This is a genomic window from Leucobacter faecis, assembly GCF_054456635.2.
In genome coordinates this window covers 17,300-41,281 of sequence record NZ_JBTJEP020000020.1, presented here as the reverse complement: position 1 = coordinate 41,281, position 23,982 = coordinate 17,300, and the positions used below count along the sequence as shown (strand labels likewise).

Annotated in this window: 17 protein-coding genes; 7 read left to right on the top strand and 10 right to left on the bottom strand. The window is 67.9% G+C overall.

Annotated elements, in window-relative coordinates:
- Nucleotides 1-20: 20 nt before the first annotated feature.
- Both ACXR2T_RS13490 and ACXR2T_RS13485 read right to left on the bottom strand, forming a co-directional pair.
- Complete coding sequence (locus ACXR2T_RS13490; RefSeq protein ID WP_458838525.1) at nucleotides 21-2,309, bottom strand: YhgE/Pip family protein; 2,289 nt, start codon at nucleotides 2,307-2,309, stop codon at nucleotides 21-23.
- The gene (locus tag ACXR2T_RS13485; RefSeq protein WP_458838526.1) at nucleotides 2,306-5,344 is read right to left on the bottom strand and encodes an MMPL family transporter; all 3,039 of its coding nucleotides are present in this window, start codon (nucleotides 5,342-5,344) and stop codon (nucleotides 2,306-2,308) included. The genes ACXR2T_RS13490 and ACXR2T_RS13485 overlap by 4 nt, the downstream gene beginning before the upstream one ends.
- A 401-nt stretch (nucleotides 5,345-5,745) precedes the next feature.
- Here ACXR2T_RS13485 and ACXR2T_RS13480 point away from each other — a divergent pair, with 401 nt between their 5' ends.
- The 3 genes from ACXR2T_RS13480 to dcd all read left to right on the top strand — a co-directional run bounded on the left by ACXR2T_RS13480 (nucleotide 5,746) and on the right by dcd (nucleotide 8,341).
- Entirely contained in the window at nucleotides 5,746-6,459 is a 714-nt protein-coding gene (locus ACXR2T_RS13480) for a TetR/AcrR family transcriptional regulator (RefSeq protein ID WP_458838527.1), read from the top strand.
- A gap of 194 nt (nucleotides 6,460-6,653) precedes the next feature.
- The gene (locus ACXR2T_RS13475) at nucleotides 6,654-7,355 is read left to right on the top strand and encodes a DUF488 domain-containing protein (RefSeq protein WP_458838528.1); all 702 of its coding nucleotides are present in this window, start codon (nucleotides 6,654-6,656) and stop codon (nucleotides 7,353-7,355) included.
- A gap of 380 nt (nucleotides 7,356-7,735) precedes the next feature.
- A complete protein-coding gene (dcd, locus tag ACXR2T_RS13470) occupies nucleotides 7,736-8,341 on the top strand; it encodes a dCTP deaminase (protein WP_458838529.1) in 606 nt (201 codons plus the stop codon).
- Nucleotides 8,342-8,505: 164 nt separating this feature from the next.
- On the opposite strand, the gene ACXR2T_RS13465 is transcribed toward dcd, so the two are convergent.
- Together ACXR2T_RS13465 and ACXR2T_RS13460 are read right to left on the bottom strand one after the other, a co-directional pair.
- Entirely contained in the window at nucleotides 8,506-10,497 is a 1,992-nt protein-coding gene (locus tag ACXR2T_RS13465; protein WP_458838530.1) for a bifunctional copper resistance protein CopD/cytochrome c oxidase assembly protein, read from the bottom strand.
- 96 nt (nucleotides 10,498-10,593) lie between these two features.
- The gene (locus ACXR2T_RS13460) at nucleotides 10,594-10,905 is read right to left on the bottom strand and encodes a DUF2249 domain-containing protein (protein WP_458838531.1); all 312 of its coding nucleotides are present in this window, start codon (nucleotides 10,903-10,905) and stop codon (nucleotides 10,594-10,596) included.
- Nucleotides 10,906-11,046: 141 nt separating this feature from the next.
- Between ACXR2T_RS13460 and ACXR2T_RS13455 the strand changes: the two genes are divergently transcribed.
- The 3 genes from ACXR2T_RS13455 to ACXR2T_RS13445 are packed head-to-tail and all read left to right on the top strand — an operon-like array spanning nucleotide 11,047 to nucleotide 16,296.
- Nucleotides 11,047-11,745 (top strand): helix-turn-helix transcriptional regulator, encoded by a 699-nt coding sequence (locus ACXR2T_RS13455; protein ID WP_458838532.1) that lies wholly within the window; start codon nucleotides 11,047-11,049, stop codon nucleotides 11,743-11,745.
- A complete protein-coding gene (locus ACXR2T_RS13450; protein ID WP_458838533.1) occupies nucleotides 11,742-12,995 on the top strand; it encodes a DUF8744 domain-containing protein in 1,254 nt (417 codons plus the stop codon). Before ACXR2T_RS13455 ends, ACXR2T_RS13450 begins: the two co-directional genes overlap by 4 nt.
- Nucleotides 12,988-16,296, top strand: coding sequence for a multicopper oxidase domain-containing protein (locus tag ACXR2T_RS13445; RefSeq protein ID WP_458838534.1), 3,309 nt, complete (start codon nucleotides 12,988-12,990; stop codon nucleotides 16,294-16,296). The genes ACXR2T_RS13450 and ACXR2T_RS13445 overlap by 8 nt, the downstream gene beginning before the upstream one ends.
- Before the next feature lie 228 nt (nucleotides 16,297-16,524).
- Here ACXR2T_RS13445 and ACXR2T_RS13440 read toward each other — a convergent pair whose 3' ends face one another.
- The 6 genes from ACXR2T_RS13440 to ACXR2T_RS13415 form a co-directional block, all read right to left on the bottom strand.
- The gene (locus ACXR2T_RS13440) at nucleotides 16,525-16,803 is read right to left on the bottom strand and encodes an HU family DNA-binding protein (RefSeq protein WP_458813441.1); all 279 of its coding nucleotides are present in this window, start codon (nucleotides 16,801-16,803) and stop codon (nucleotides 16,525-16,527) included.
- A 193-nt stretch (nucleotides 16,804-16,996) separates the two neighbouring features.
- Complete coding sequence (locus ACXR2T_RS13435; RefSeq protein WP_458838535.1) at nucleotides 16,997-17,761, bottom strand: SDR family NAD(P)-dependent oxidoreductase; 765 nt, start codon at nucleotides 17,759-17,761, stop codon at nucleotides 16,997-16,999.
- Nucleotides 17,762-17,788: 27 nt separating this feature from the next.
- Nucleotides 17,789-19,204, bottom strand: coding sequence for an MFS transporter (locus ACXR2T_RS13430; RefSeq protein WP_458813445.1), 1,416 nt, complete (start codon nucleotides 19,202-19,204; stop codon nucleotides 17,789-17,791).
- Nucleotides 19,205-19,248: 44 nt separating this feature from the next.
- The gene (locus tag ACXR2T_RS13425; protein WP_458838536.1) at nucleotides 19,249-20,502 is read right to left on the bottom strand and encodes a M20 family metallopeptidase; all 1,254 of its coding nucleotides are present in this window, start codon (nucleotides 20,500-20,502) and stop codon (nucleotides 19,249-19,251) included.
- Nucleotides 20,499-21,755: an aminotransferase-like domain-containing protein gene (locus ACXR2T_RS13420; RefSeq protein WP_458838537.1), complete on the bottom strand. Its 1,257-nt coding sequence runs from the start codon at nucleotides 21,753-21,755 to the stop codon at nucleotides 20,499-20,501. The genes ACXR2T_RS13425 and ACXR2T_RS13420 overlap by 4 nt, the downstream gene beginning before the upstream one ends.
- A 5-nt stretch (nucleotides 21,756-21,760) precedes the next feature.
- Nucleotides 21,761-22,942, bottom strand: coding sequence for a M24 family metallopeptidase (locus ACXR2T_RS13415; RefSeq protein ID WP_458838538.1), 1,182 nt, complete (start codon nucleotides 22,940-22,942; stop codon nucleotides 21,761-21,763).
- Nucleotides 22,943-23,061: 119 nt separating this feature from the next.
- On the opposite strand from ACXR2T_RS13415, the gene ACXR2T_RS13410 reads away from it, so the two are divergent.
- A complete protein-coding gene (locus ACXR2T_RS13410) occupies nucleotides 23,062-23,964 on the top strand; it encodes a LysR family transcriptional regulator (protein WP_458838539.1) in 903 nt (300 codons plus the stop codon).
- Nucleotides 23,965-23,982: the final 18 nt, after the last annotated feature.

Below are 23,982 nucleotides of genomic sequence, written 5' to 3'. Positions count from 1 at the left end.
TACGCGGGGCCGCCTACCCACTACTCCCTGCGGGCTCGCCGCACCGCCAGCGCGGTGAGCACGAGACCCGCACCCGCCCAGAGCAGCAGCACGATCGCGGCGATGCCGCCGCCTGCGGTGTCGGTGGCGACCGCCTGAAACCCGCCGAGGGCCGCGCCTATCGGGCTCGCATCGCCCACCGCCGCGAGCGGCGCCGGCACCGTCGACACGATGCCCACCGCGAACGCGACGACCAGCAGCGTGAACGCGACAAAGCGCCCGAACCCGCCCAGCAGCGCGGCGAGCCCCTGCACGAGCAGCGCAAACGCGACGCCCGCCAGCAGCGCAAGCCCAAAGAAGGCGAGCCCCTGCGTGAGCCCGTACCCCAGCGCGATCGGCAGCACGATGCCCGCGAGCGCACCCTGCACGGCCCCCAGCGAAGCTGCAGGCAGCGCGCTGCGCAGCGCGATCCAACCGACGCCGCGTGCCGCCTCGCGCGTGCGCCGCCACAGCGGAGCCAGCAGCATAAACATCGCGAACGCACCCGCCCACAGGGCGATCCCCGCAAACAGTGGCACACCCGACGAGTTGAACAGCTCGTCGCTCGCCCCCTCAGCCTTCACCGGCGTGATCGCGGTCTTCGCGAGCTTGTCACGCTGGCTCTCGGTGTAGTTGGGGATCCCGCTGGCAGCCTCGCCGAGCCCGTCGGCAAGCGTCGAGGCACCCTTCGCCGACTGGTCGACGCCGTCGGCCAGCTGTGTGGCCCCCTCGGCGAGCGCTGGTACGCCCGCCGCCAGCTCAGAGGTGCCCGTGGCAAGACCAGCGACACCGCCCGCGAGCGCGCCCGCACCCGTCGACAATTCACCGGCGCCCAGCGCAACCCCCGAGACCCCCTCAGACACCTGCGCCGCACCGCCCGCGAGGGCTGTGCCACCGGCTGCGAGCTCAGACGCACCTCCCGCGATGCCATCGGCGCCGTCCGCGAGTGCGGCCGCTCCCGCCGACAGTTTGTGCGCACCAGCGGCCGACGCCGCGACACCCTGCGCGAGTTCCTCAGCGCCGACAGCCGCCGAAGCCGCCCCCGCGCTCAGCATTTCGCCCGCGGCGCGAAGCTCGGCGATCTGCCCGCTCGCGCCGCCCAGGCCGGCGATCGCCTGGTCAATCGCGTCGAGCGCCTGCTGTTTCGTCGCCTCATCGGGCATCGGGATCGTGCCGTCCACGATGCCTGCGCGCACGAGCTGCAACTGTTCGACGACGGCCGAACCGCCCGTCGTCACCTGATCGAGGATCCCGTTGATACCCGTCGTGTACTCGGCGACGCCGGCAGCGAGCCCCGCGAGCCCCGTGTTCTCGGGAGTGCCGTCACCGGTGGCGAGCATGCGTGCCCCGCCCGCGAGCTGATCCATGCCCGTGGCGAAACCCGCCACCCCGGGGTTCTCGGGGGTGCCATCACCCTCGGCAAACACGCGCACGCCCGCCGCGTACTCGGCGGCGCCGCCAGACAGTGCCCCCGCCCCGTCGGCAAGCCCCTGCGTGCCGGTCGCAATACCGGCCGCGCCCACCCCGAGCGCGCCCACCCCGGTCGCGAGCTGCGATGCGCCGCCCGCGAGGGATCCGGCGCCGGTCGAAAGCTCGCCCGCGCCCGTCGCGAGCTGCTGCGTACCGTCGGCGAGCTGGGTCGTGCCGTCGGCGAGCTGCGTGGCACCGTCGGCGAGCTGCTCGCCGCCCTTCGCGAGCGCGCTCGCGCCGTCGGCCGCGTCGCCGATGCCCCGGTGCAGCTCATTCATGCCGACGAACACGCTGCCCACGAACTGCTCGCCCAGCTGCCGGTTGAGCACGGTCGTCGCCGTCTGCGTGACAATGCCCGACAGCGCCGTGTCGATGAGCCTGCCGCGGTCGCTCTCGGCGACGTCGATGCGCGCCTGCACGGCATCGTCGGGGTCGCCCGACAGCGAGGTCGCGGCGGCCGAGAAGTTCTCGGGGATCGTGATGACGGTCGCGTAGGCTCCCGAGTCGAGGCCCGCCTGCGCGTCGGCCGCGTCGGTGAGCACCCACGTGAAGTTGGTGGCGCTCTCGTCGGGGCCTTCAGTGTCAGTGCCGCCCGCGATCAGCTCGGCGGCGAGCACGCGGCCCAGCGGCACGAGCTGCCCGTCGACCTCGACCGGCTCGTCGAGGTTGACGACCGCCGCGGTAATCGTGTCGAGCCGCTCGGTAGGGTTCCACAATCCCCACAAGAGCACTCCCGCCACCGTGATGGGCACGAGCAAGAGCCCCAAGATCGTGGTCCAGCGCACGGGCTTCGTGCTCTTCAGACGTGTGAGCGCGCTCATCGGGTGCCCTCCTCGGTGGTGTTGAAAATATGCGCGGGTTGTTCCGTTATAGAGGCCGTCATAGACGGAATTTCTCGCGCATATTTTGGCGGCGGTACGGGCACGGGGCCGCCCACGGCAAGCGGGGCCGGATCCGGAGCTCGCGGCGGCACCCCCGCCTCGGGCCCGTCGTGCGCCCCGACCAGCCCGTGCAGCCCGACCAGCACCGAACCGTGCGGCAGAAGATGCTCAGCGAGGTCGCGGGTGCCGAGCACGACGAGGCTCGTGGGCGCGGTATCGCCGTGCCGGGCGAGCGCCGCGAGCGCGGCCAACGCCGAGCGAATGCTCTCGGTTTCGGCGTAGTCGAGCGGCCGCGTCGCCGCATCGCGCAGGTCGAGCACGAGCACGCGCGGGGCGTCGTGCAGCGCGTCGCGTAACCCGGCGGCCTCTGACGCGTCAGCCCAGGCCGCCCGGGCGCGCAGGCTCGAGCCGCGCTCCGGCAGCAGCAGCCCCGCGACCTTCAGCGTGCCGGCCGTGAACTTACCGCGACCCGCAAGCGCCCGCGCGAGCGGCAGCGACACCGCGTCGCGCGGGTCGAGCAGCAGCGTTTCACTCGCTGCGACGCGCAGCCTGGGCACCTGCACCCCGTGCGCGAAGAGCAGCCCGTCGGCCGCGATCGCCGCGGTCGGGTCGTCTGCTGGCCAGTTTTCGTGCGCGATCTCGCGGGTGAGTCCCTCGCCCTCGACGTCGAAGGCGGGCAGCAGCTTTGCGAGCCAGCGGGGCATCCACCAGGCGCGATCGCCCAGCAGCGCGAGCACCGCCGGCACCAGCGTCATGCGCACGATGAACGCGTCAACAAACACGCCCACCGCGAGCCCCAGTGCGATCACCTTGATCGATGGGTCACCCTCGGGCACGAACGCCGCGAACACCGCAAACATGATGAGCGCGGCGGCCGTGACCACCTTCGCGCTGCCCACAAACCCACGCTTAATCGCGTCTTGCGCGTTTGCGCCGTGCACGTATTCCTCGCGAATGCGGGCCACGAGAAACACTTCGTAGTCCATCGCGAGCCCAAACAGGACGCCCATCAAAATGATCGGCATGAAACTGAGCACCGGCCCCGCGGAGTGCACGTTGAGCACGTCGCCGAGCCAGCCCCACTGAAACACGGCGACAACCGCGCCAAACGCGGTGCCCACCGAGAGCAAGAACCCGAGCGTCGCTTTGATGGGCACCCACACCGATCGAAACACCATCGCGAGCAGAATCAGCGACAGCCCGACCACGAGCACCCCAAACGGCACGAGCGCTTCGAGTAGCAGCGTCGACACGTCGATGCCCACCGCGGTGAAGCCTGTCACGGCGAAGCTCACGCCAAACTTTTCTTGCCACTCGTCGTGCTTGTCGCGCAGCGCGTGCACCAGCTCGGTCGTGCTCTCTGAGTGCGGGCCCGCGACGGGCACGATCTGCACGATGCCGGTGTCTGCGCCCTGGTTAGGGGTCGACATGGGCACGTCGGCGACACCCGGCACCTTGCGCACCTCGTCGGCGATGCCTTCCATCAGCCCGAGCGGGTCGGTGCTGCCAATGATCGAACCGGTGAGCAGCAGCGGGCCGTTATAGCCCTCGCCAAAGTGCTCGCCCGTGAGCTCGTAGGTGACGCGTGCCGGGTTGTCGGCCTCGAGCGAGGTCGCGTTTGGCAGCGCGAGGCGCAGGTCGAGCGCCGGAATCGTCGCGACCCCCAGCCCCACGAGCACCGCCACGATCGTGATGAGCGGCTTGCGGGTCACGCCCCGCACCCAGCCCGCGAAGAACCGGTCGGCCCGCGAAGGGGCGGCGGGCGCGGGCTGTCCTGGATCCTGCGAGTCGCTGCGCTCCCGCAGGATGACGGGGGAAGAGGCCTCCCTCTCGTCATTCTGCGCGGCACCAACCCCCTCGTCATTCTGCGCGAGCTTGCGAGTCGCAGAATCCACACCCGCGAGCGCGCGGCGGTGCTTGCGCGGCAGGATCCGGATCCCAGCCATCGCGAGGATCGCGGGCGTAAGCGTGATCGCGATCAGCACCGCGATCGCGACGGCCGCGGCGGCGGCGACGCCGAGCGCGGTGAGGAACGGAATGCCAGCGACCGACAGGCCAACGAGCGCGATGATCACCGTGAGGCCGGCGAACACGACAGCCGAGCCGCTCGTGGCGGTCGCGCGCGCGATCGACTCGGCGACGGGCATCCCACCGCGCAGTTGCTCTTGGTGGCGACTCACGATGAACAGGGTGTAGTCGATGCCGACGGCGAGCCCCAGCATGAGCGCCAGCATGGGGGTGGTCGAGGTGAGCTCGGCGAACGCGGTGACGAAGAAGATGCCGGCGATCGAGACGCCCACGCCCAGCATGGCGATGATCAGTGGCATGCCTGCGGCGAGCAGCGATCCGAGGGTGAGCAGCAGCACGACGAACGCGATAATCACGCCGATCGCTTCGGTCGCGGTGACACCGGGGATCGCGGCCGAAAACGCGTCGCCGCCGTATGAAGTCTCGCCGCCCGCGGGCAGCCCGGCGCGAATGTCGTCGACGACCCGCTGCACGCCCTGCTCGGTGGCCTCAGCGATACTGCCCGTCTCGGCGTCGAGCTGCACGGTGATGAGCGCTGCGCTTTCGTCTGCGGCGAGCCCGCCGGTGCCGGGCGTTGCTTCTTCGCCCGTCGCGTCGACCTGTGTACCCGCGAACGGAGACTGCACCGCGACCGCGTCTGGTACGTCTTCGAGCGCGCGCGTCGCGTCAATGATGATGTCGCGGTAGGGCTGCTCGGTGACCTTGTCGCCCGGGGCGGCCGTAACGATCACGGTCGCGCTCGTGCCGCTCACCTCAGGGAAAGTGTGACTGAGCTGCGTGATCGCTTCTTGTGATTCTGTGCCCGGAATCGAGATCGCCGCGTTTGCGCCCTGCCCGAGAAACACTGCGCCTGCGCCGAGCAGTGCGAGCACCGCGATCCAGAGGGCGAGCACGAGAAACTTCGCCCGGGTGGCCCAGCGGCCAAGGGCATACAGGACGGTCGACATTCGTGCCCTTCAGGTTGCGGGATGTGCTTCGTTCACGGCGGACACACTCCGTTCGATACAGTGGTGTATCCGCTTCGATACAATAGTGTATCGGGACGTGACTCGACGCTTGCTGAGCATCTTGCGCAGGGCGGTGGACGCCGCGTGGATTCTGCGATTCGCAAGCTCACGCAGAATGACGAGGGGGACGCGTGGATTCTCCGATTCGCAAGCTCACGCAGAATGACGAGGGGCCGTATCACCCTGCGCACCCTCCCCGCGCCGCCCTGCGCACCCCCACATGGTCACCCTGCGCGACGAAGGAGTCGCAGGGTCCACCACCCAGACAACCCAGGCAGCCAAGGCAGCTCAGGTAGCGGGCACCGCACACACAAACACCAGAAGCATAGGAAGATAGAAGCATGGAACCGCAGTTCGACAAGGGCCTGCCCGGGGCACGGCACGATGCCTATGCGCTGCCTGACCCCGCCGCGCAGCCGAGCGCACAGCCGAGCGCGCGTCGGCGAGAGACACAGCTGCGCCTGCTCGACGCGGCGACCGCGGTGTTCTCAGAGCTCGGCCTGCAGGGTGCATCGGTCGAGGCGATCTGTGCGCGAGCCGGGTTTAGCCGCGGCGCGTTTTACTCGAACTTCTCAAGCAAGGAACAGCTGTTCTTAGCGCTGCTCGAGCGCGAGTTTGGGCGCCGCGCCGACGACGTCGCGTCGAAGGCGCTCGAGCTCGAACCGCTCATCGCTGCCCACGATGGCAGCCTCACCCCCGCCGAGGCCGCCTCGTACATCGCGCGCTTCTTTGGCCCGTCCGACGACGCGACCGCCTGGTTTGTGCTCGAGGCCGAGTTTTTGCTGCTCGCGATGCGCGACCCCGAGCTCGCACCCGGCCACGAAATGTTTATGGATGGCTTCTACGCCAGCATCGCGGGCGTTGTGGAGCGGGTGCTCGCCGCGGCAGGGCGCAAGTTTTCACTGCCCACACACCGCGCGATCCCTGTGCTGAGCGGGGTCTACGAGCGTGCGCTCCGCGCCGCCGCGCTCGCGGGCCCAGGATCGCTCGCTGACCTTGACGAGCTCGGCGAGCGCCTCGCTGAACTACTGTTTGCCCTCACCGAGCCGCGTTAGAACAGTGAGGTTGGCATGGTAGTACGTGTGGTCACCAAGTTTCGAGTAGTAGCCCATGCCCCACTGGGGCCACACGTGGGGGTTATACCCACGAATAAACCCCACCTGCGGCCCCAGTCCAGAAGCTTCGCCTCGCGAACCACCGCCACAAAGCCGTTACCCACCACCCCACGCTGAGAGCAAAGGAGCTTGTCATGCCGTTTGTCTCGATTGGGCACTCAAACCACGAGCTCGACGAGTTCTTGGCCCTACTCGTGAACGCGGGAGTCGACATCGTCGTCGACGTGCGTAAACTGGCGGGCTCACGCCGCTACCCGCAGTTCAACGCAGACAATTTGGCGGCTTCACTCGCCGCCCGCGGCATCGCGTACGAGCACATCGATGAGCTCACCGGGCGGCGGCCCAAGTCTCACACGGTGCCGCCCGAAACCAACGCGCTCTGGCGCAACCAAAGCTTTCACAACTATGCCGACTACGCCCTGTCGCCCGAATTCGAGGCGGGCCTCACGCGCCTGTGCGCGCTTGGACTGGCCAGCAACGGCTCCGACGACGGCAGCGACAACGACGGCGACGGCGACGGCGACGGCGACGGCGACGGCGACAACGACAACACCACCAACACCAACACGGGCGCGAGCGCGAGCGCGAGCGCGAGCGCGAGCGATGCCACCGAGCCGGTCGTCGCGATCATGTGCGCCGAGGCGGTGTGGTGGCGGTGCCACCGGCGCATCATCGCCGACTACTTGCTCGCGCACGGCGAGACCGTCGAGCACATCATCTCGGCGGCCGCACCGCAGCCCGCCACGCTCACCCCCGGCGCGCGGGTCGAGAGAATGCCCCGCGAGCGTGTCGGTAGCGCGGCCGGCAAGCACGTCGTCTACCCGGCACCCGAGTAGCGCGCCGGGCAAACCGCGCACACCGCGCACACCCCTACCAGCACGCTCGCCCACCTCGTCGGCATCCTCACCAACACCACTAATCCTGTGGCTGGCGACTCCGTTACTGCCGCCCTCGCAGCAGCTACTCGCAGGCGCGCGACGCAGAGGTTTCCTCACCGCGTGAGAAACGACCAGTTCCGAGCGGCTGAACGCGCGAGTGACGTACCCTGCGTTCGCATAGCGCCCGGCTTACACCGCGAACTCCATCGCCCACGCCGCCCGCGGGTGGCGGGGCGCGGCGGCGGGCGATGATCCGGATCGCCAGATCAAAACCCCGGTACGCCCGCAGGCCAAGCGCGCCCAAGCGGGGGCGGCCCGGGCGCATTACACTTGAGCCCGTGCTACTTTCTGATCGCGACATTCAGGCCGAGCTCACTTCTGGGCGCATTGGGCTTTCACCGAGCGACCCCGAGATGGTGCAGCCGTCGAGCGTTGACGTGCGCCTCGACCGGTACTTTCGGCTGTTCGACAATCACAAGTACGCGGTGATTGACCCCGCTGCCGATCAGCCCGAGCTGACGCGGCTCATCGAGGTCGATCCCGAGGAGGGGTTCATTTTGCACCCCGGCGAGTTTGTGCTTGGCTCGACGTACGAGCAGGTTACCCTGCCCGACGATGTTGCCGCTCGCCTCGAGGGCAAGAGTTCGCTGGGGCGCCTGGGCCTGCTGACGCACTCGACAGCCGGATTCATCGACCCCGGGTTCTCGGGGCACGTGACACTTGAGCTGTCGAACGTGGCGACGCTGCCGATTCGGCTGTGGCCCGGCATGAAGATTGGGCAGCTGTGCTTCTTCCAGCTGTCGTCACCGTCGGATCGCCCCTACGGGTCTGGCGCTACGTTCTCGCGGTACCTCGGGCAGCGGGGGCCAACCGCGTCTCGTTCGCACTTGAACTTTCACCGCACCGACGTAACCGCGACCGACGCGGGGGCGCCTGGGGCGTAGCTGCGCCGGTCGCGGGCGCGGTGGGCGTAGGCGCGGCGGGCGCGGGCTGCGCCGCAGCCGCAGCCGCAGCCGCAGCCGCAATACTTGGGCCTTGTTGTGGTTACATCCTTCAGAAACCACAACAAGGCCCAAGTATTTACACCGCGCGGCGCCCGCTACACCACCTAGCGCGCGATCTTCTCGTCGCGCGCGGCCTGCTTCGCGAGCATCTCGTTGTACTCGTTCAATTCGGCCTCACCAGAGCGGTCGGCGTAGCGATCACGCCGCTTCTGCTCTTTATCGTCACTACGCGCCCACTGCACCGCCACCACGAGAGCGAGCGCGAGCGTCGGCAGCTCGCCGATGCCCCACGCGATACCGCCGCCCGTGCTCTGGTCTTCGAGCGGCGGCAGCCCCCAGGTTCGACCCATCGCGCCAAACCAGTCGGCCAGCATGAGGCCCTTCTCAGACATGATCGTGACGCCAAAGAAGGCGTGTGACGCCATCGTCGCAAACAGCGTCACGATGCGCAGGGGGAACGGGAACCGGTACGGCACCGGGTCGATGCCCACCATCGACAGCGCAAACAGGTAGCCCGAGATCAAGAAGTGAATGATCATCCACTGATGCCCCAGGTGTTCGACCATCGCCCACCTGAAGATCGGGGTGAAGTAGAACACCCACAGCGAGCCCACAAAGATCACGGCCGCCACCGCGGGGTGCGTGATGAACTTCGAGTACGGCGTGTGCACCATCCACATGATCCACTCTCGGGCGCCCCAAGAGCCGTCGGTACGCTTGTGCGCGGCACGCAGCGCGAGCGTGATGGGCGCGCCCAGCACGAGCACCAGCGGAATCAGCATCGCCAGCGACATGTGCCCGAGCATGTGAATACTAAACACGTAACGCTCGTAGAGGTTGAGCGGGCCGTTGGTCGTGTAGAACAGCATCGCGATGCCCGAGATCCACGCGATCGTGCGCCCGATCGGCCATTTGTCGCCGCGGCGGGCGAGGCGAATCACGCCGGCGACATAGATCGCTACGGCGAACACGCACACGAGCGACCAGGCGAGGTCGAACTTCCACTCGGTCAAGAACGCCGAGGGCACCGCCTCGGGCGGCAGCGGGTCGCCGGTGAGCCACTCGGCTGGGCCGATGCCTTCGCCGCCCTCGCGCGCGGGCTCGAGCGCGACTGGCGTGGCGGTGCGCCCCAGGGCCCCGGCAATGCCGCTCGCCACGCCCATCACGGCGAGCTCGGCGAGCACGAACCAGGCGAAGACGCGGCCCCCGGCACGCTCAGCGGCAATGCGCGGAATCAGGCGTGTACGCTGCCACGCCCCAAACACGCCCAGCACGACGAGCGCGCCCGTCTTCCACATCACGAGCTGCCCGTAGCCCGTGCCTAGGAGCGCGTCGATCGTGCCGATGCGCAGCCAGGCGCTCACGACACCCGACGCGGCGACGCCGATGAACGCGAACAGCGCGAGCGTCGAATACCTCTCGGTGATGACACCGAGCCGCGGCCGGTCGACCGTGCGCGCGACGAACGCGAGCGTGATCAGACCGCCCAGCCAGACCGCGGCGCCCACGAGGTGCACGAGCAGCGAGTTCACGGCCTGCGAGTGCCCCGACGCTCCGGCCGCGTGCCCCTGCTGCGCAATCGGCAGTGTCGTAAGCAGGGCCGCAACGAGCACGACGAGCGTCAATCTGCGGCCCCGGATCGCGAAGGCCATGACCGTGGTCGCGGCCGCGAGCAGTAACTCGAAGATCCACAGCCTGCCGAGCTCGATCTCGGTGATGAACTGCGCGAGCCCCGCACCGAACGTGGCGTCGCCCGAGAACGGCAGACCCGACACGTCGACGTAGGTGAATACGAGGGCCGCCCCCACGGCAACGGTCAGCACGGCAGCAGCGCCCGCCGCGAGGTCCATCGCGACCCGGTTTTCGTCGCGGTCTGAGGCGAGCGCCCACACGGCCATCACGACCGAGCCGATCAGCACCGCCATTGATACGTTGACGAGTGTGCGCGCAATCGGCAGCCCGTACCGCACCACGGCACCCGGGTCTGCGAGTGCACGCGGCGCCGCCACCTCACCGATAACGAGCCCGAGTAGCAAAAACGCGAGGGTCGAGGCGATCAATATGGCGGGGGCAAAGACGCGCAGGTAACGAGGCACGGGGTCAAGCCTACGCGCTGCGGCTGAGCCGAAACGGGGACGGGCCGCGCACAGCGTGTGCTGCGCACGGCCCGATCCGGATCATGGTCAGAACCGCTAGTTCACCCGCACGAACTTGAGCCGCCAGCGCTCGGGGCCGCGGTCGAGGTACTCGACCGAGAAAGCACCGGGGCTGCGCTCCTCGAGCTGCGTCAGCAGCGGCACCGGGTCGTGCGTCGCCGAGAATACGACGCCGCGGTTCGCGCCGAGGCCGTCGAGCACGCCAAACAGCGCCGAGTGGCGCACGGCATGCGGAATCTCTTGCACGTCGAGCTCGGGCAGCTCTTCGTCGTGCCCTCCGCACGCGCAGCCCGAGGTGGTCTGGGCGGCGGCTTCGTCCATGCTGCGATGGATGTCGATGTGTGCCATGATGCTCCTTCTGTTTGGGGGGCGGCTGCCGGTGACGCGACCGCGCCGCGAGTGCTGCGCAGCGTGACGCAGTCGCGTACCAGCTCGATGCGACCCGCGTGTGGTCGACGGATCACGAATTAGTTTATTACAATTAATCCCGTGGAAAATAGTTTGCCTCCCATCGAGGCCACAAGGCCGCACACGCCGCGCGTCGCCGCGAGCGGGCGCACCCACTCGGCGACCCGCGAAACACTGCTGCGACTCATCGAGGCCCAGCCCGAGGCCGTCACGATCGCGCAGCTCGCCACGGCAAGCGGCTGCCACGAGAACACGGTGCGCGGGCACGTGCACGCACTGTGGCGTGACGGCTTTCTCGACCGCGAGCTCGCCGAGGCCGCCGGCAAGGGACGCCCGTCGTGGCTCTGGCGCGCGGCCGCGGGGTCGTCGGCCCAGGCCGACTCGCCCTACGCCGGCCTCGCGATGGCGCTGGCCGATGGGCTCGCAGCGACGGGCGATGAAGCTCCGGATCGCGCCCGCGCCGTCGGCCTCGCCTGGGGCCGCACGCTCGCCGCCGAGCTGCCCCGAGCGGCCTCGGCCGATGACGCTCGGCGCACCGTGATCGCCGTGATGCAAGAGCAGGGCTTCGCGCCGCGCGCCGACACCTCTGAGGCTCGGGTGCTGCTGAAGCGCTGCCCGCTCGTCGCGGCGGCGGTGCACCGGCCCGAGATCGTCTGCGCCGTGCACCTGGGCATGGTCGAGGGGGCGCTCGAAGCGATCGGTGCGCGCGACGCGGGCTCAACGCTCACTCCCATGACAGGACCCGGCGAGTGCACCCTCGAGCTGCGGGTGCGCTCATGAGCGGCAAGCGCGGCGCTACCGATGCCACTGCAACGGGGCCCACCAACGCCACCAACACCGCCCGCAGCACCGGCACCACCCGCACTCGGGTATCACCCCGCCTGTTCTGGCTGCTGCCCGCGGGCGCCAGCCTCATCATGGGGCTCGACGCGGCGCTGCTGCTGCTCGGGCTGCCCGCCCCCATCACGGCCGCCCGGTTTCCAGAAGTACACGGCATGCTGCTCACCCTCGGGTTCCTGGGCACCCTCATCGCGCTCGAGCGCGCCACGGCGCTGAAGCGCTGGTGGGGGTATCTCGCACCCGCTCTGCTCGGCGCTGGCGGCGTGTTGCTGTTTGTGGACGCGCTGCCCCTCGCCGCGGGCCAGTGGGTGCTCGCCGTGGGCAGCCTCGCGTTCACGATCAACTATCTGCCGCTGTGGCGCAGGCGTTACGACATCCCGCTCATCGTGCAGCTGCTCGGCGCGGCCCTCGCGACGGGCGGCGCGGCGCTGTGGGCGGCGGGCGCGCCCATGAGTTCCGTCGTGCCGTGGCTCATCGGATTCATTGTGCTCACCATCTGCGCTGAGCGCGTCGAACTCGCCGCGATCACCATGGGCGAGCGCGCCGGCACCGTGCTGCTCGCGCATGCGTGGGCAATCGCGCTCACTCTCGCGCTCGGGCTCGCGCTCCCCCACCTCGGCGCGATTGGCCTGGGCGCCGCCACCCTGTCGCTCACCGTGTGGCTCGCGTGGCACGACATCGCCCGCCGCACCATTCGCACCGCAGGAGTGAGCCGGTTTATGGCGGCCTGCATGCTCGCCGGATACTTCTGGCTCGCCGTCGCGGGCGGCACCCTGCTGTTTGGCGCGCCCGTCACGCAGCCGCGCTACGACGCCGTGATCCACGCGGTGCTGCTCGGCTTCGCGCTGTCGATGATCATGGCGCACGCGACTACGATTTTGCCCGCGGTGCTGCACGTGAAGCTGCCGTACCGGCCGTTCATGTGGCTGCCCGCGGCGCTGCTGCACGCGAGCCTCATCGTGCGCATCTGGCTCGGCGACGGGCTCGGCTTCGTGCCCGCCTGGCAGTTCGGCGGCGCGCTCGCGGTCGCCGCGCTCTTGCTGTTCGTCGCGACCGCGCTCGTCTCTGCGCTCGGCTCTGCGCCTTCTGATCCGGATCATCGCCTGCACACCGTGCCTGCACCCCAGAGCGCGCCTGAGCCCCAGGCCGCGCCCGCCGCCGTACCCGAAGAGGATCAGACACATGCCTAACCTGTCTCGACCCGAGGGGGCGCTGCTTAAGGGGGCGCAGCCCGCAGCACAGCCCGCAGCGCAGCCCCGCGGGCGCGGATTCTGGGTGATGCGCGACCTGCCGACACTCGTGTGGCTCGTGCTGCTCGTCGTCTCGACGATCACGCACCGGTGGCTGCCGGCGGCGAGCTGGCTGATGCTGCACCTGCTGTTCTTGGGTGCGATTACCCACGCGATCCTGGTGTGGAGCCAGCACTTTAGCTACGCGCTCACCCGCAGCAGGCAGTCAACGCGCGACCGCGCCGGGCAGAACGCGCGCCTCATCACCGCGAACGGGGGCATCGCGCTGGTGCTCGTGGGGGTTCCGCTGGGCGCGTGGCCGCTCACCGTCGCGGGCGCTGCGCTGCTGTCGGCGGCCGTCGTGTGGCACGGTGTCAACCTGTGGCGCAGGCTACGCGGGGCGCTGCCCGGCCGGTTCACGAAGTCGCTGCGGTACTACGTGGCGTCGGCCGCCTTCTTGCCATTTGGTGCGGGGCTGGGTGCCTGGCTGGCGGGCCCCGACTCCCCCGGTGGCGGGGTGGTGCTCGCGCACGCGATCACGAACGTGCTCGGCTGGATGGGGCTCACCGTCGCGGGCACCGTGGTCACGCTGTGGCCGACCATGCTGCGCACCCGGGCTGCAGATTCGGCCGCCCGCGACGCCGCCCGCGCCCTGCCCGTGCTGGCGTTGTCGGTCGTGATAGCTGCGCTCGGCGCCGCGTTTGGCGTGGTGCCACTCGTGACGCTCGGCTTCGCGGGGTACGCGGTGGGGCTGCTCATCATCGGTGTCGCCCTGTTTGCGGCTGCCCGCGGCGCCGCCCCAAAGTCATTCGCGACGCTGTCGGTGGGTGCCGCGCTCGTGTGGTGGTTTGCACTGCTCGTGGTGCTGTGCGTGTGGAGCATCGCCGCGTGGGGGGCGTCGGGGGTGGCAGAGGCGTTGTTGGCGCCGGGGGCCGCGCCGGGTTCGGGGGCTGGCGCAGCGCTTGCTGAGCTACGCGCCGCGATCGACTGGGCCGCGCCGTTTCTCGCGGCGGGCTTCGCGGCGCAAGTGCTGTTGGGTGCGCTGAGCTACCTCGTTCCTGTGGTGCTGGGTGGTGGGCCGTCTGCCGTGCGCGCGGGCACCGCCGTGTTCGATGCGGGCGGCACGCTGCGCGTGGCGACCGCCAACACCGCCCTGTTCGTGTGCGCGCTACCCGTGACAAGTCTCATGCGGGTCGCCGCGTCGATGTTGTATCTCGTTGCCATGGCCTCCTTCTTGCCACTGTTTATGCGTGCCCTCAAACAGCAGAAGGCGGCGAAGCGCGAGGCGGCAGCCGTCGTCGCGGCACGCACAGAGGGCGGTGCGGGCAGCGGCGCGGAAGGCGGCAAGACCGCGCGGTCTGGGCTTGCGCCGATTCCTGCCTACACGCCGGCGAATGAGCGCGCCGCGAGCGGCGCGGGCAGCGGACTCGCGCCTATCCCTGCACGCGGCGCGCTCGTGCCTGAGCGCTCCCACCCCGCTGGCCGGCGCAGCGGGCAAGCGCTCCTCGGGCTCACAGCGGTCGTGCTCGTGACCGCCCTCGCGGGCGCCGCCGGCCCGCACGCCCTCGCGTCGCTCACGCGGGGCCTGCCCGCGATCGGCGCGGGCGGATTCGCGGGCAGCACGGGGCTGGGCGGCACAGGGCTGGGCGGTACAGGGCTGGGCCTCGGCAGTGCGGGCGACGCCGCCGCAAACACCGCCGACGCTCCCGTGCAGACCGTGCAGGTTGAGGCCGCAAACATGCGCTTCACGCCCAGCAGCATCGAGGTGCCCCGCGGCACCAGACTCGTCATCGAGCTCACCAACACCGACAAAGAGCAACCGCACGACCTCGTGTTCGAGAACGGCACGGGCGGCGAGCGGCTCGCTCCCGGCGCAAGCACCACGATCGATGTCGGCGTCATCACCAACGATGTAGCCGGATGGTGCTCGATCATCGGCCACCGCCAGATGGGCATGACGCTCGACATCATTGCGACGGGCGACGCCCCTGCCGGCGACGCCACGGCGGCCAGCGGCGCAGCAAACGCGGGCGCAGCAAACGCGGGCACGGCGGCGAACGGCACGGGCACAGCCGGATCCGGCGCGCACCACATGAGCGGCATGGGCGACATGAGCGTCATGCACGGTTCGGCAACCGACGGCGGGGCCAGCGCGGCGGGTGCCGCGAGCTCTGGCGCCGCGAGCCTCGTCGACCTCATGGAGGGTGACCTGGGGCGCAAGTTCAAGGCGCGCGACGCGGCGCTCAAGCCGCTGCCCGCGCGGGACAGCACTAACGCACAGCCCGTCACGCACCGGGTGACGCTGCCCGTGAGCGAGCTCGCACTGCCCGTAGCGCCCGGAAAGAAGGGGCCGGCGTTACAGCAACTGTGGACTTTCGGCGGCTCCGCCCCCGGGCCCGTGCTGCACGGACGCGTCGGCGACACCTTCGAGGTGACCCTCATCAACGACGGTACGATCGGGCACTCGATCGACTTTCACGCGGGAGCCCTCGCGCCCGACAAGCCGATGCGCACGATCGCTCCGGGCGAGAAGCTGACCTACACGTTCACCGCGACCCGCTCGGGCATCTGGATGTATCACTGCTCAACCATGCCCATGTCTGCGCACATCGCAAACGGCATGTTTGGCGCGGTGATCATCGAGCCCGACGATCTGCCCGCGGTCGACCGCAGCTACGTGCTCGTGCAGTCGGAGTACTATCTGGGCGGCTCGGGGGTCGCAGGCTCGGCTGTCGAAGGCTCGGGCGAGGCTCGATCCGGATCAAAGGGCCGTGCGGGCTCGAACGGTGCCGCAGCGATCGACGCGCCGGGCAGCGCAGCGGGCAGCGCAGCGGGCAGCGCAGCGGGCAGCGCAGCGGGCAGCGCAGCGGGTAGCGCGAGCGGACCGGGCGAGGTTGACGTCGACAAGATCGCGGCTGAGCGGCCCGACCTCGTCGTGTTTAACGGGGTAGCAAGCCAGTACGCCCGGTCGCCGCTCACCGCGAAGGTGGGCGAACGGGTGCGCGTGTGGCTGCTCGATGCGGGGCCCAACCGGGCATCGAGCTTCCACGTGATCGGCGGGCAGTTCGACACCGTGTGGAGCGAGGGGCGGTTCTTGATTAACCGAGCGACCGACACGGGCTCGCAGGCGCTCGCGCTGCAGCCCGCGCAGGGCGGATACGTCGAGCTCGTCTTCCCTGAAGCGGGCAACTACCCCTTCGTGTCACACCTGATGGTCGACGCCGAGCGGGGCGCAAACGGCGTGTTTCGCGTGACGGAGTAGTGCGCGTGGCCGGCGCGCGGAGTGTGGGGCGCCGGCTCGCAGGCCCCGTTACCTGCCCTGCCCGCGACGAGACGGCATCGAAATGACGAGCAGGCACGGAAAATACGTCATTTCGATGCCGACTCGTCATTTCGATGCCGACTGGTCCTCTCAAGCAGCACAGCGCCCCCACAGCACAGCGCCCCCTGTCTCAAACGAGAGCAGGGGGCGCGGTAACCGATCGTGAAATTACTTCACGGCAGCCTTGAGCTTCGAACCAACCGAAACCTTGACGCGCTTGCCAGCGGCGATCTCGATGGTGTCGCCGGTGCGGGGGTTGCGGCCCGTGCGAGCGGCGGTGGTTGCCGACTCGAACGACAGCCAGCCGGGGATCGAAACCTTCTCGCCAGCGGCGACGGTCTCGGAGACGGCGGTGAAGAAACCGTCGATCACGCTGGAAACCGCGGCCTGGCTCTGGCCGGTCTCTGCGGCGATCTTGGCTACGAGCTCGGTCTTGTTGAGTGCCATGTTGTGTCCTTCCATGGGCGGTAGCGCGTCGTGCGCCGGCCCCTGATCTGGTTCAGGTTTTCCGTCAAGTCGACGGATCCGATCGGTTGATCGCTACGAATCTACCCTAATTTGGCGGAATGATGCGGATTTTCACGAAGATTCGCGGCAAGCCTTACGAAAATACGCCACCCGAGAACACCGCGGCGTTGCATTACTGTGCGAGATACCCGCCATCGACGGGAATTGAGACGCCCGTAAGGTACTCGGCCTCGGCCGACGCGAGAAACGCGACCGTCGCCGCGACGTCTTGGGGCTGGGCGATGCGGCGCAGTGGAATCGCGGCGGCCACGCGTGCGGCGGTAGCTGCTGGGTCGTCTTCGCCCGCGATCCACTCTTCATAGAGTGGGGTGGCGGTCATGCCCGGGGCGACAGCGTTGACGCGTATCCCATACTGGGCGAGGTCGATCGCGGCGGCCTTCGTGAACGCGAGCATCGCGCCCTTACTCGCGCTGTAAATCCCCATCGTGGGCACACCGATGCTCGCCAGCCGCGAGGTAACGTTGATGATCGCGCCGCCGTCGCCCTGTTCACGCATCACCCGTGCTGCGGCAATGAGCATGTTCATGGCACCAAACGTGTTCGTTTCGAACGTGTCGCGAATCTCTTGATCGGTCACTTCGAGCAGGTCGTTCGTGTGGTCGATCGCCGCGTTGTTGACGAGCACGTCGATGCGGCCGAAGTGCTGCTTCGCCGCCTCGATGACGCTTGTGATGCCTTCGCTGGTGTTGAGGTCTGCCGCCACGAACCGAGCGGCATCACCCAGGTCGCTGACGACTCGCTCGCCGCGTTCTACTGACCGCCCAGTAACGACTACCCGCATTCCCTGTTCGACGAGGCGCTGCGCGATCGTCACGCCGATGCCAGAGGTGCCGCCCGTCACAATCGCGACCGCGCCGGTGTTCGATGTGTGTGTCATGTTTTAGTTTCCCTTCGCCCAACCACGCTAGTTTCGCTTGCCACCAATGAGTGTCTCACCCGCTGCGCGGCGCGCGTCATCATCACTGCCTGGCACGCCGTTGCCCCGCAGTGAGCGCCCCGCGGTCTCCTTGAATGTGAGAATCGAAATTAGGCCGATCACCCCCGCCCCGACCAGGTACCACCCTGGCACGAGCACGTTACCGGTGACATCGATCAGGTACTCGTTGACGGCACCCGCCGTGCCACCAAATAGCGCGGTCGAGATGTTGTACCCGATCGCGAAGCCCGAGTAGCGCACCGCGGTCGGAAACAGCGCGGGCATGGTGGCCGAAATGTTCGAAATGATCATCACCAAGAACAGGCCGAGCATGCCGATTCCCGCCAGCTGCGTCCAAATGCTGTCAATCTGAATCAGCATCACGGCGGGCACCGACAGGAAGATGAACCCGAGGCTCGCCGTAACCAAGAGCGGCTTGCGGCCGATCCGGTCAGACAGCGCACCGAACGGCACAATCACCGCGACCATCACGAGCTGAATAATGACGAGCGAGAACGTCGACTCGGCCGCACCGTGTCCGAGCGTCACCGACAGGTAACTCGGCATGTAGGTGAGCACGAGGTAGAACGCGACGTTGATGAGCACCACAAACCCCATCAGTTTGAAGATCTGTGCCGGGTAGTCCTTCAGCAGCCGCCGCAGCGCGCCCGTCGCCGACGGCGCCCCGCCCTGCAACTTGATCTGATCGGTGAACGTCTCGGGTTCTTCGACGTGACGGCGCATCCACAGCGCGATCAGGCCGAGCGGCAGGGTGAGCGCGAACGGTAGCCGCCACCAGCCACCCATCATGGCGTCTTCCCCTACTGCGAGCGTGAGGCCAGTGCACAGCACGGCGGCACCCGAGAAGCCCACGAGCGTGCCGAACTCGAGGAACGACCCATAGAACCCTCGTCTATTATCGGGTGCATGCTCGGCCATAAATACAGCGGCGCCCGCATACTCGCCTCCGGCTGAGAAGCCCTGCACCATGCGCAAGAACACGAGTAACAGCGGCGCCCACATGCCCGCGACCTCGTAGGTGGGCAAGAGCGCAATCGCGGCCGTCGAGAGACTAATCAGCGCGATCGTGAACATGAGTACGGCGCGGCGCCCCACCCGGTCACCCAGCGGCCCGAGGATGATGCCACCGAGCGGCCGCACCAGAAACGACACCGCAAATGTGGCGAGCGCGAGAATGCGCGGCCATGCGCTATCGGGGTCGCCCCCGAAGTCGAAGAACAGCGGTGCAATGTACACGACTAGGTAGCCATACACTCCGTAGTCAAACCACTCGATCGCGTTGCCCACGGCAGACCCCGCCACCGATTTGCGCGTCTGGCTGCGCTGCAACGGAGTGAGGTCGATGTCCCGCGTGATCGGCGGGAGATTGGTTGTGTGTGACATGATGTTTCCTCTCTGTGGGCGGCCGCCATTGGCTGCCCACCGAATTAGGTGATGGTGTCCCCCACCATGCGCAGCACGATGCGCGCATAGGCTTGTGCGGCCCGGGTGAGGTCGTCGACTTCGACGCGCTCATCGGGCTGGTGGGCCTGGGTATTAATGTCACCCGGCCCCAAGATGATCGTGGGGCAGCCGTGATGGGCGGCGATGTAGCCGCCCTCGCAGGCCGCTGTCCACCCGGTCACGCGCGCCGCGACCGCGACCGCTGCAAGCGCGCTCGTGGCCGCGTGCACGAGCGGCGACTCCGGATCAGTACGAAACCCGGGCATCACCATGTCGACCGCGCCCGTCAGTTCAACACGGTCGTGCCCGTCGAAGGCGGTTCGGGTGATGTCTGCGCGCACGTCGTCAAGCAGCGCCGCCAAGATTGCGTGCGGGTCTTCGCCGGGCATGGTGCGGCGGTCGACAGTGACGGTGCAGACGCGGGGCACCATGGAGGTGCCGCTGCCGCCCGCGATGGTGCCGACGTTCCAGGTGGGCGCGCCGAGCAGGCCGTCGTGCGGTCCCGCTTGTGCCCTCCCGTGCAGCTCGCGCACGGTTTCGACTACGCGGCTGGCGGCATAGATCGCGCTCACCCCGTCGGCGGGGCGCCCGGCGTGCGCCGACGCGCCGACCGCTTCGATGCGCAGGTTGCTCGCGCCACGGCACCCGATCACCACGTCGAGGTTGGTGGGCTCTGCGACAATGCACGCGAGGTAGGGGCGCGCGGGCTCGCTTGCGAGCGCGAGCTGCACTCCCCGCGAGCGGTCCTCTTCATCAACGGTGCACAGCAGCTCGAGCCGCAGGTCGGGCCGCTCTCGCGCGAGCGCACTGCAGGCCGCAATCACGGCCGCGAGCCCTCCCTTCATGTCGGTGGCTCCGCGCCCGATGATCGCGCCGGATCCGCCCCCGCTCACATCCATGCGCGGCTCGAAGGGATCCCCGGTCCATCCCTCGCCCGCCGGCACTACGTCGCTGTGGCCCAGAAACAGGACGGCCGGGCCGCCCGCTGGACCCCACACCGCCTTGAGGTTTGGGCGATCCGGAGCGAGCTCTTGCTGCGTGACCGTCGCTCCCTCGCGGGTGAGGATCGCAGCGAGGCGGCGCACGGTCTCGCCCTCGGTGCCGCCGGGATTCTCTCCGCGGCCCCTGATCAGGTCGCAGGTATCGGCCGTGATCTGCTCGGTGTTGATGAGCGCGTCTAGGCGGGCCTCGATGCCCTCATCTGAAGAGGCGGCAATGTGCACGCGGGTGTTGGTCATACGTCGCTCCCGCCGTGGTCAGCGGCGTGGCCGAGGGTCGCAGCGAGCCTGCGTACGCCCTCGTCGATGCGCTCGGGTGTGGAGGTGGCGAAGCACACGCGTAGAGCGTTGCGCATGCTCGCGTCGACTGTGAACGCGGGGCCGGGAATGTAGGCGACGCCGGCTGCGAGCGCGGCGGTGAACAGTTTCTCGGTGTCGATGCCACCGAATTCGCCCTGCAGGGTAAGCCACAGAAAGAAGCCCCCCTCGGGGTCGGTGCTTTGCACGCGATCACCCAGGTGTGTGGTGAGTGCGCGCTGCATCGCCGCCTTACGGTCGCGGTAGATCGGCAGCAGGTGGTCGACGTGTTCACGAAACTTACCACGCGCCAAGTAGTCGGCGACCGCGATCTGGGTGGGCATGTTCGAGCAGGTGTCCATCGCTTGCTTCGCGTTCACCGCTACCCGACGAATCTCTGGGTCAACGTCGATCCAGCCGGTGCGCAGGCCGGGCGCGATGGTCTTTGAGAACGTGCGCACCTGGAAGATGAGCGGGTGACCGGGCGCGATCTCGGCCAGGCCGGGCACGTGTTCACCGGCGAACCGTAATACACCGTAGGGGTCGTCTTCGAGGATGATGCTGCCCCACTGTTCGGCGAGCTCAATAAGCAGTTCTCGCCGGGCGCGGCTGAGCGTCACCCCGCGGGGGTTTTGAAAGTTGGGGATCGTGTAAATCAAACGCGGCGTGCGGCCCGCACGGCGCACGAGTTCGGGCAGCGCCTCAACCACGAGCCCTTCGCTGTCAGTGGGAGCGGCAATCACCTCTGCGCCGTAGCTGAGCGCCGTCGCGTACCCGTTCGTGTAAGTGGGGGCCTCGATGATGACGAGGTCGCCGGGGTCGACACACAGTTTGAAGGCAAGGTCGAGGCCCTGCATACCGCCCGTCGTCACGAGCAGGCGGTCATCACTCGTGGGCGCACCCGCGTCTGCGGCGAGCCTGAGGATTTCTTCGCGCAGCGCCGGGGCGCCCTCAGACTCGCCATAGTCGAAGCGGCCCGTGCTCGCCCGCCCGAACGATTCGTTGAGGTCGGCTACAGGAATCAGGTCTTCGCCCGGCGCCCCCATCGCGAACCGCACGATGTCGTGTTCTTGCTCGGCCAGGATCCCGGTGGACGCGTCGATGATGGAGCCAATGAGCCGCTCGCTGCGCTGTGCGAGGCGCGGGCGCTGGTTGCGGATCTGCTGGTGCTCGTCTGCACGCTGAGCTGTCGTCACGGTGTCTAACCTTTCTTCACGATGAGTTGGCGGGGCACGTCGGTGAAACACTCGACGCCGGCGGTTGAGACCCGTACGGACTCAGACACTTCAAAGCCGTAGCCGGTCATCCACATGCCCGCGATCACATGAAACGTCATGTTTTCTTGCAGTTCTGTATGGTCATCGGAGCGCAGACTGACGGTGTGCTCGCCCCAATCGGGCGGAAAGCCGATGCCGATGGAGTAACCGAGCCTCGACCGTTTCTCGTATCCGTTGCGTCTAAGCACTTCGTCCCACCGCGCTACCGCTTCAGCCGGTGTCGTTCCCGGCTTTAGGGCGTCGAGCACCGTATTGAAGCCTTCGATGGTGACCTGTGCGAGCCGGTCGAGTTCAGCGGTCGGTTTGCCCAGCGAAACGGTTCGTGCCAGCGGCGCGTGGTAGCGCTTGTGTACGCCTGCGAGCTCAATCGAGACAGCTTCGCCCGCGATGATCGGGTCAGCCGTCCAGGTGAGATGAGGGGTATCAGCACCCTCTCCGCGCGGAAACATGGGCACGATTGCCGGGTAGTCACCGTCGACCCCTTGAGAGCCACGGGTCTGCGCTGCCATTACATCTGCCGCTACTTCGTTGAGCGGGCGGCCAGCCGTGAGCGACGCTACCGCCTGGTTCATGGCGCCCGTACACACCCGGCCGGCAGCGCGCATGAGCTCGATTTCATAGTCAGACTTCACGACACGAACCCAGTTCACTAGCTCGTTTGAATCAACGAGCTGCCAGTCGGGCAGGCTCTGCTGCAATGCGAGAAATGCGCGCACGCTGAAGAAGTGGGCATCGCCCTCGTACCCGATGCGCAGGGGTTTGCCGTAGCCGCGGGCGCGCAGCTGCTCGCCCACCCATGTCATGGGGTGACGGTCTGACTGGTGCACATAGGTCTCTGGGTATGCGAGCACGTCGTCAGCAAAGCGCACGGCCGTGCGGTGCGCACCCTGCGCGTCCATTTCGCGCATGGCGAGTATCGGTTCGCCCGCAACAGGCACGAATAGCAATTGCGGCATATAGAACGACCAGGCGTTGTAGCCCGTGAGGTAAAACATGTTGGCTGGATCAGTCACGATAAGCCCATCAAGACCAGCCGCAGCGATGCGTTCTCGTACGACCGTGACACGGTAATCGATCTCGGCACTTAGCCGCTCCCGCCCGTTCATAGTTTCTCCTTCGATCCACCTCGTTGTGTCGGTACCCTCACTGTAAGACTCGTGACTCTTTACTTCCACCCTCGAAGCGCGAACAATACCGTTAACGAGAACTGAAGGATTGGAGTGCCGTGCTCGACGTACGCAAACTCACGCTGCTGCGCGAAGTATCGCTGCGCGGTGGCGTCACCGCGGCTGCCACGGCCCTCAACATCAGCCCGTCGGCGGTGTCACAGCAGCTTGCACGGCTCGAAGCCGAAACAGGCGTACCCCTTACCGTCGCGCTCGGCCGCGGGATCCAGCTCACCCCGGCGGCGCACGAACTCGTGGCTCACACCGAGGAGGTGCTCGCCGCGCTCGAGACGGCCGAGGCTGCGCTCACGCAGGCGCGCGAAGGCTTTAGCGGCACCGTGCGCATTGCCGCGTTCCACACCTTCTCAATCGCAGCCCTCGGCGAGAGCGTGCGAGCGCTCACGCGCATGGCACCAGGGCTCGAGGTTGAGTTTGTCGAGCTTGACCCCGAGCAGGCCGTCACTGAGCTCTTAGCCCGACGAGCCGATATTGCCCTCGTTGACGAGTATGCAGGGTTTCCGCTGCCGCCTACCCGCGGCATCGTACGTTCGCTGGTAATGCACGAGAAACTCGTCGCTTATCTCCCGCATGCAGGCGCCAACCCAGCTCAGGTGCCGTGGGCGGCAGAGCCCACCAGCAGCGACTCATTCAGTTGGATGCGGGCTGTGTGCCGCAGCGCGGGATTTGAGCCAACAGTACGATTCGTCTCCTCTGACTTTCACGTGCACCGGCTACTCGTTGAGCAGGGGCTCGCAGCAGCATTTCTGCCGCACTCGGTAACGGCCAACCTCGACCCGTCACTCGTGATCGACCTGGGCGCGGGCGAGGTACTTGAGCGTGCCCTGTATACGCTAGTGCGGCGCGGGACCGAGCGCTCCCCCGTTATAGCGGCCTGTCAAGCCGCCATCGCCGAAGCAACAGTGGGGCCCATCACCGACTCCCGTCAGGTTGTAGGACAATAATTTCGTTCCTGGTAACCT

Coding starts and splice junctions, on each gene's coding strand:
- ACXR2T_RS13490 (WP_458838525.1), bottom strand. CDS start 2,309: ATGAGCGCGCTCACACGTCTGAAGAGCACGAAGCCCGTGCGCTGGACC.
- ACXR2T_RS13485 (WP_458838526.1), bottom strand. CDS start 5,344: ATGTCGACCGTCCTGTATGCCCTTGGCCGCTGGGCCACCCGGGCGAAG.
- ACXR2T_RS13480 (WP_458838527.1), top strand. CDS start 5,746: ATGGAACCGCAGTTCGACAAGGGCCTGCCCGGGGCACGGCACGATGCC.
- ACXR2T_RS13475 (WP_458838528.1), top strand. CDS start 6,654: ATGCCGTTTGTCTCGATTGGGCACTCAAACCACGAGCTCGACGAGTTC.
- ACXR2T_RS13460 (WP_458838531.1), bottom strand. CDS start 10,905: ATGGCACACATCGACATCCATCGCAGCATGGACGAAGCCGCCGCCCAG.
- ACXR2T_RS13450 (WP_458838533.1), top strand. CDS start 11,742: ATGAGCGGCAAGCGCGGCGCTACCGATGCCACTGCAACGGGGCCCACC.
- ACXR2T_RS13445 (WP_458838534.1), top strand. CDS start 12,988: ATGCCTAACCTGTCTCGACCCGAGGGGGCGCTGCTTAAGGGGGCGCAG.
- ACXR2T_RS13440 (WP_458813441.1), bottom strand. CDS start 16,803: ATGGCACTCAACAAGACCGAGCTCGTAGCCAAGATCGCCGCAGAGACC.
- ACXR2T_RS13435 (WP_458838535.1), bottom strand. CDS start 17,761: ATGACACACACATCGAACACCGGCGCGGTCGCGATTGTGACGGGCGGC.
- ACXR2T_RS13430 (WP_458813445.1), bottom strand. CDS start 19,204: ATGTCACACACAACCAATCTCCCGCCGATCACGCGGGACATCGACCTC.
- ACXR2T_RS13425 (WP_458838536.1), bottom strand. CDS start 20,502: ATGACCAACACCCGCGTGCACATTGCCGCCTCTTCAGATGAGGGCATC.
- ACXR2T_RS13415 (WP_458838538.1), bottom strand. CDS start 22,942: ATGAACGGGCGGGAGCGGCTAAGTGCCGAGATCGATTACCGTGTCACG.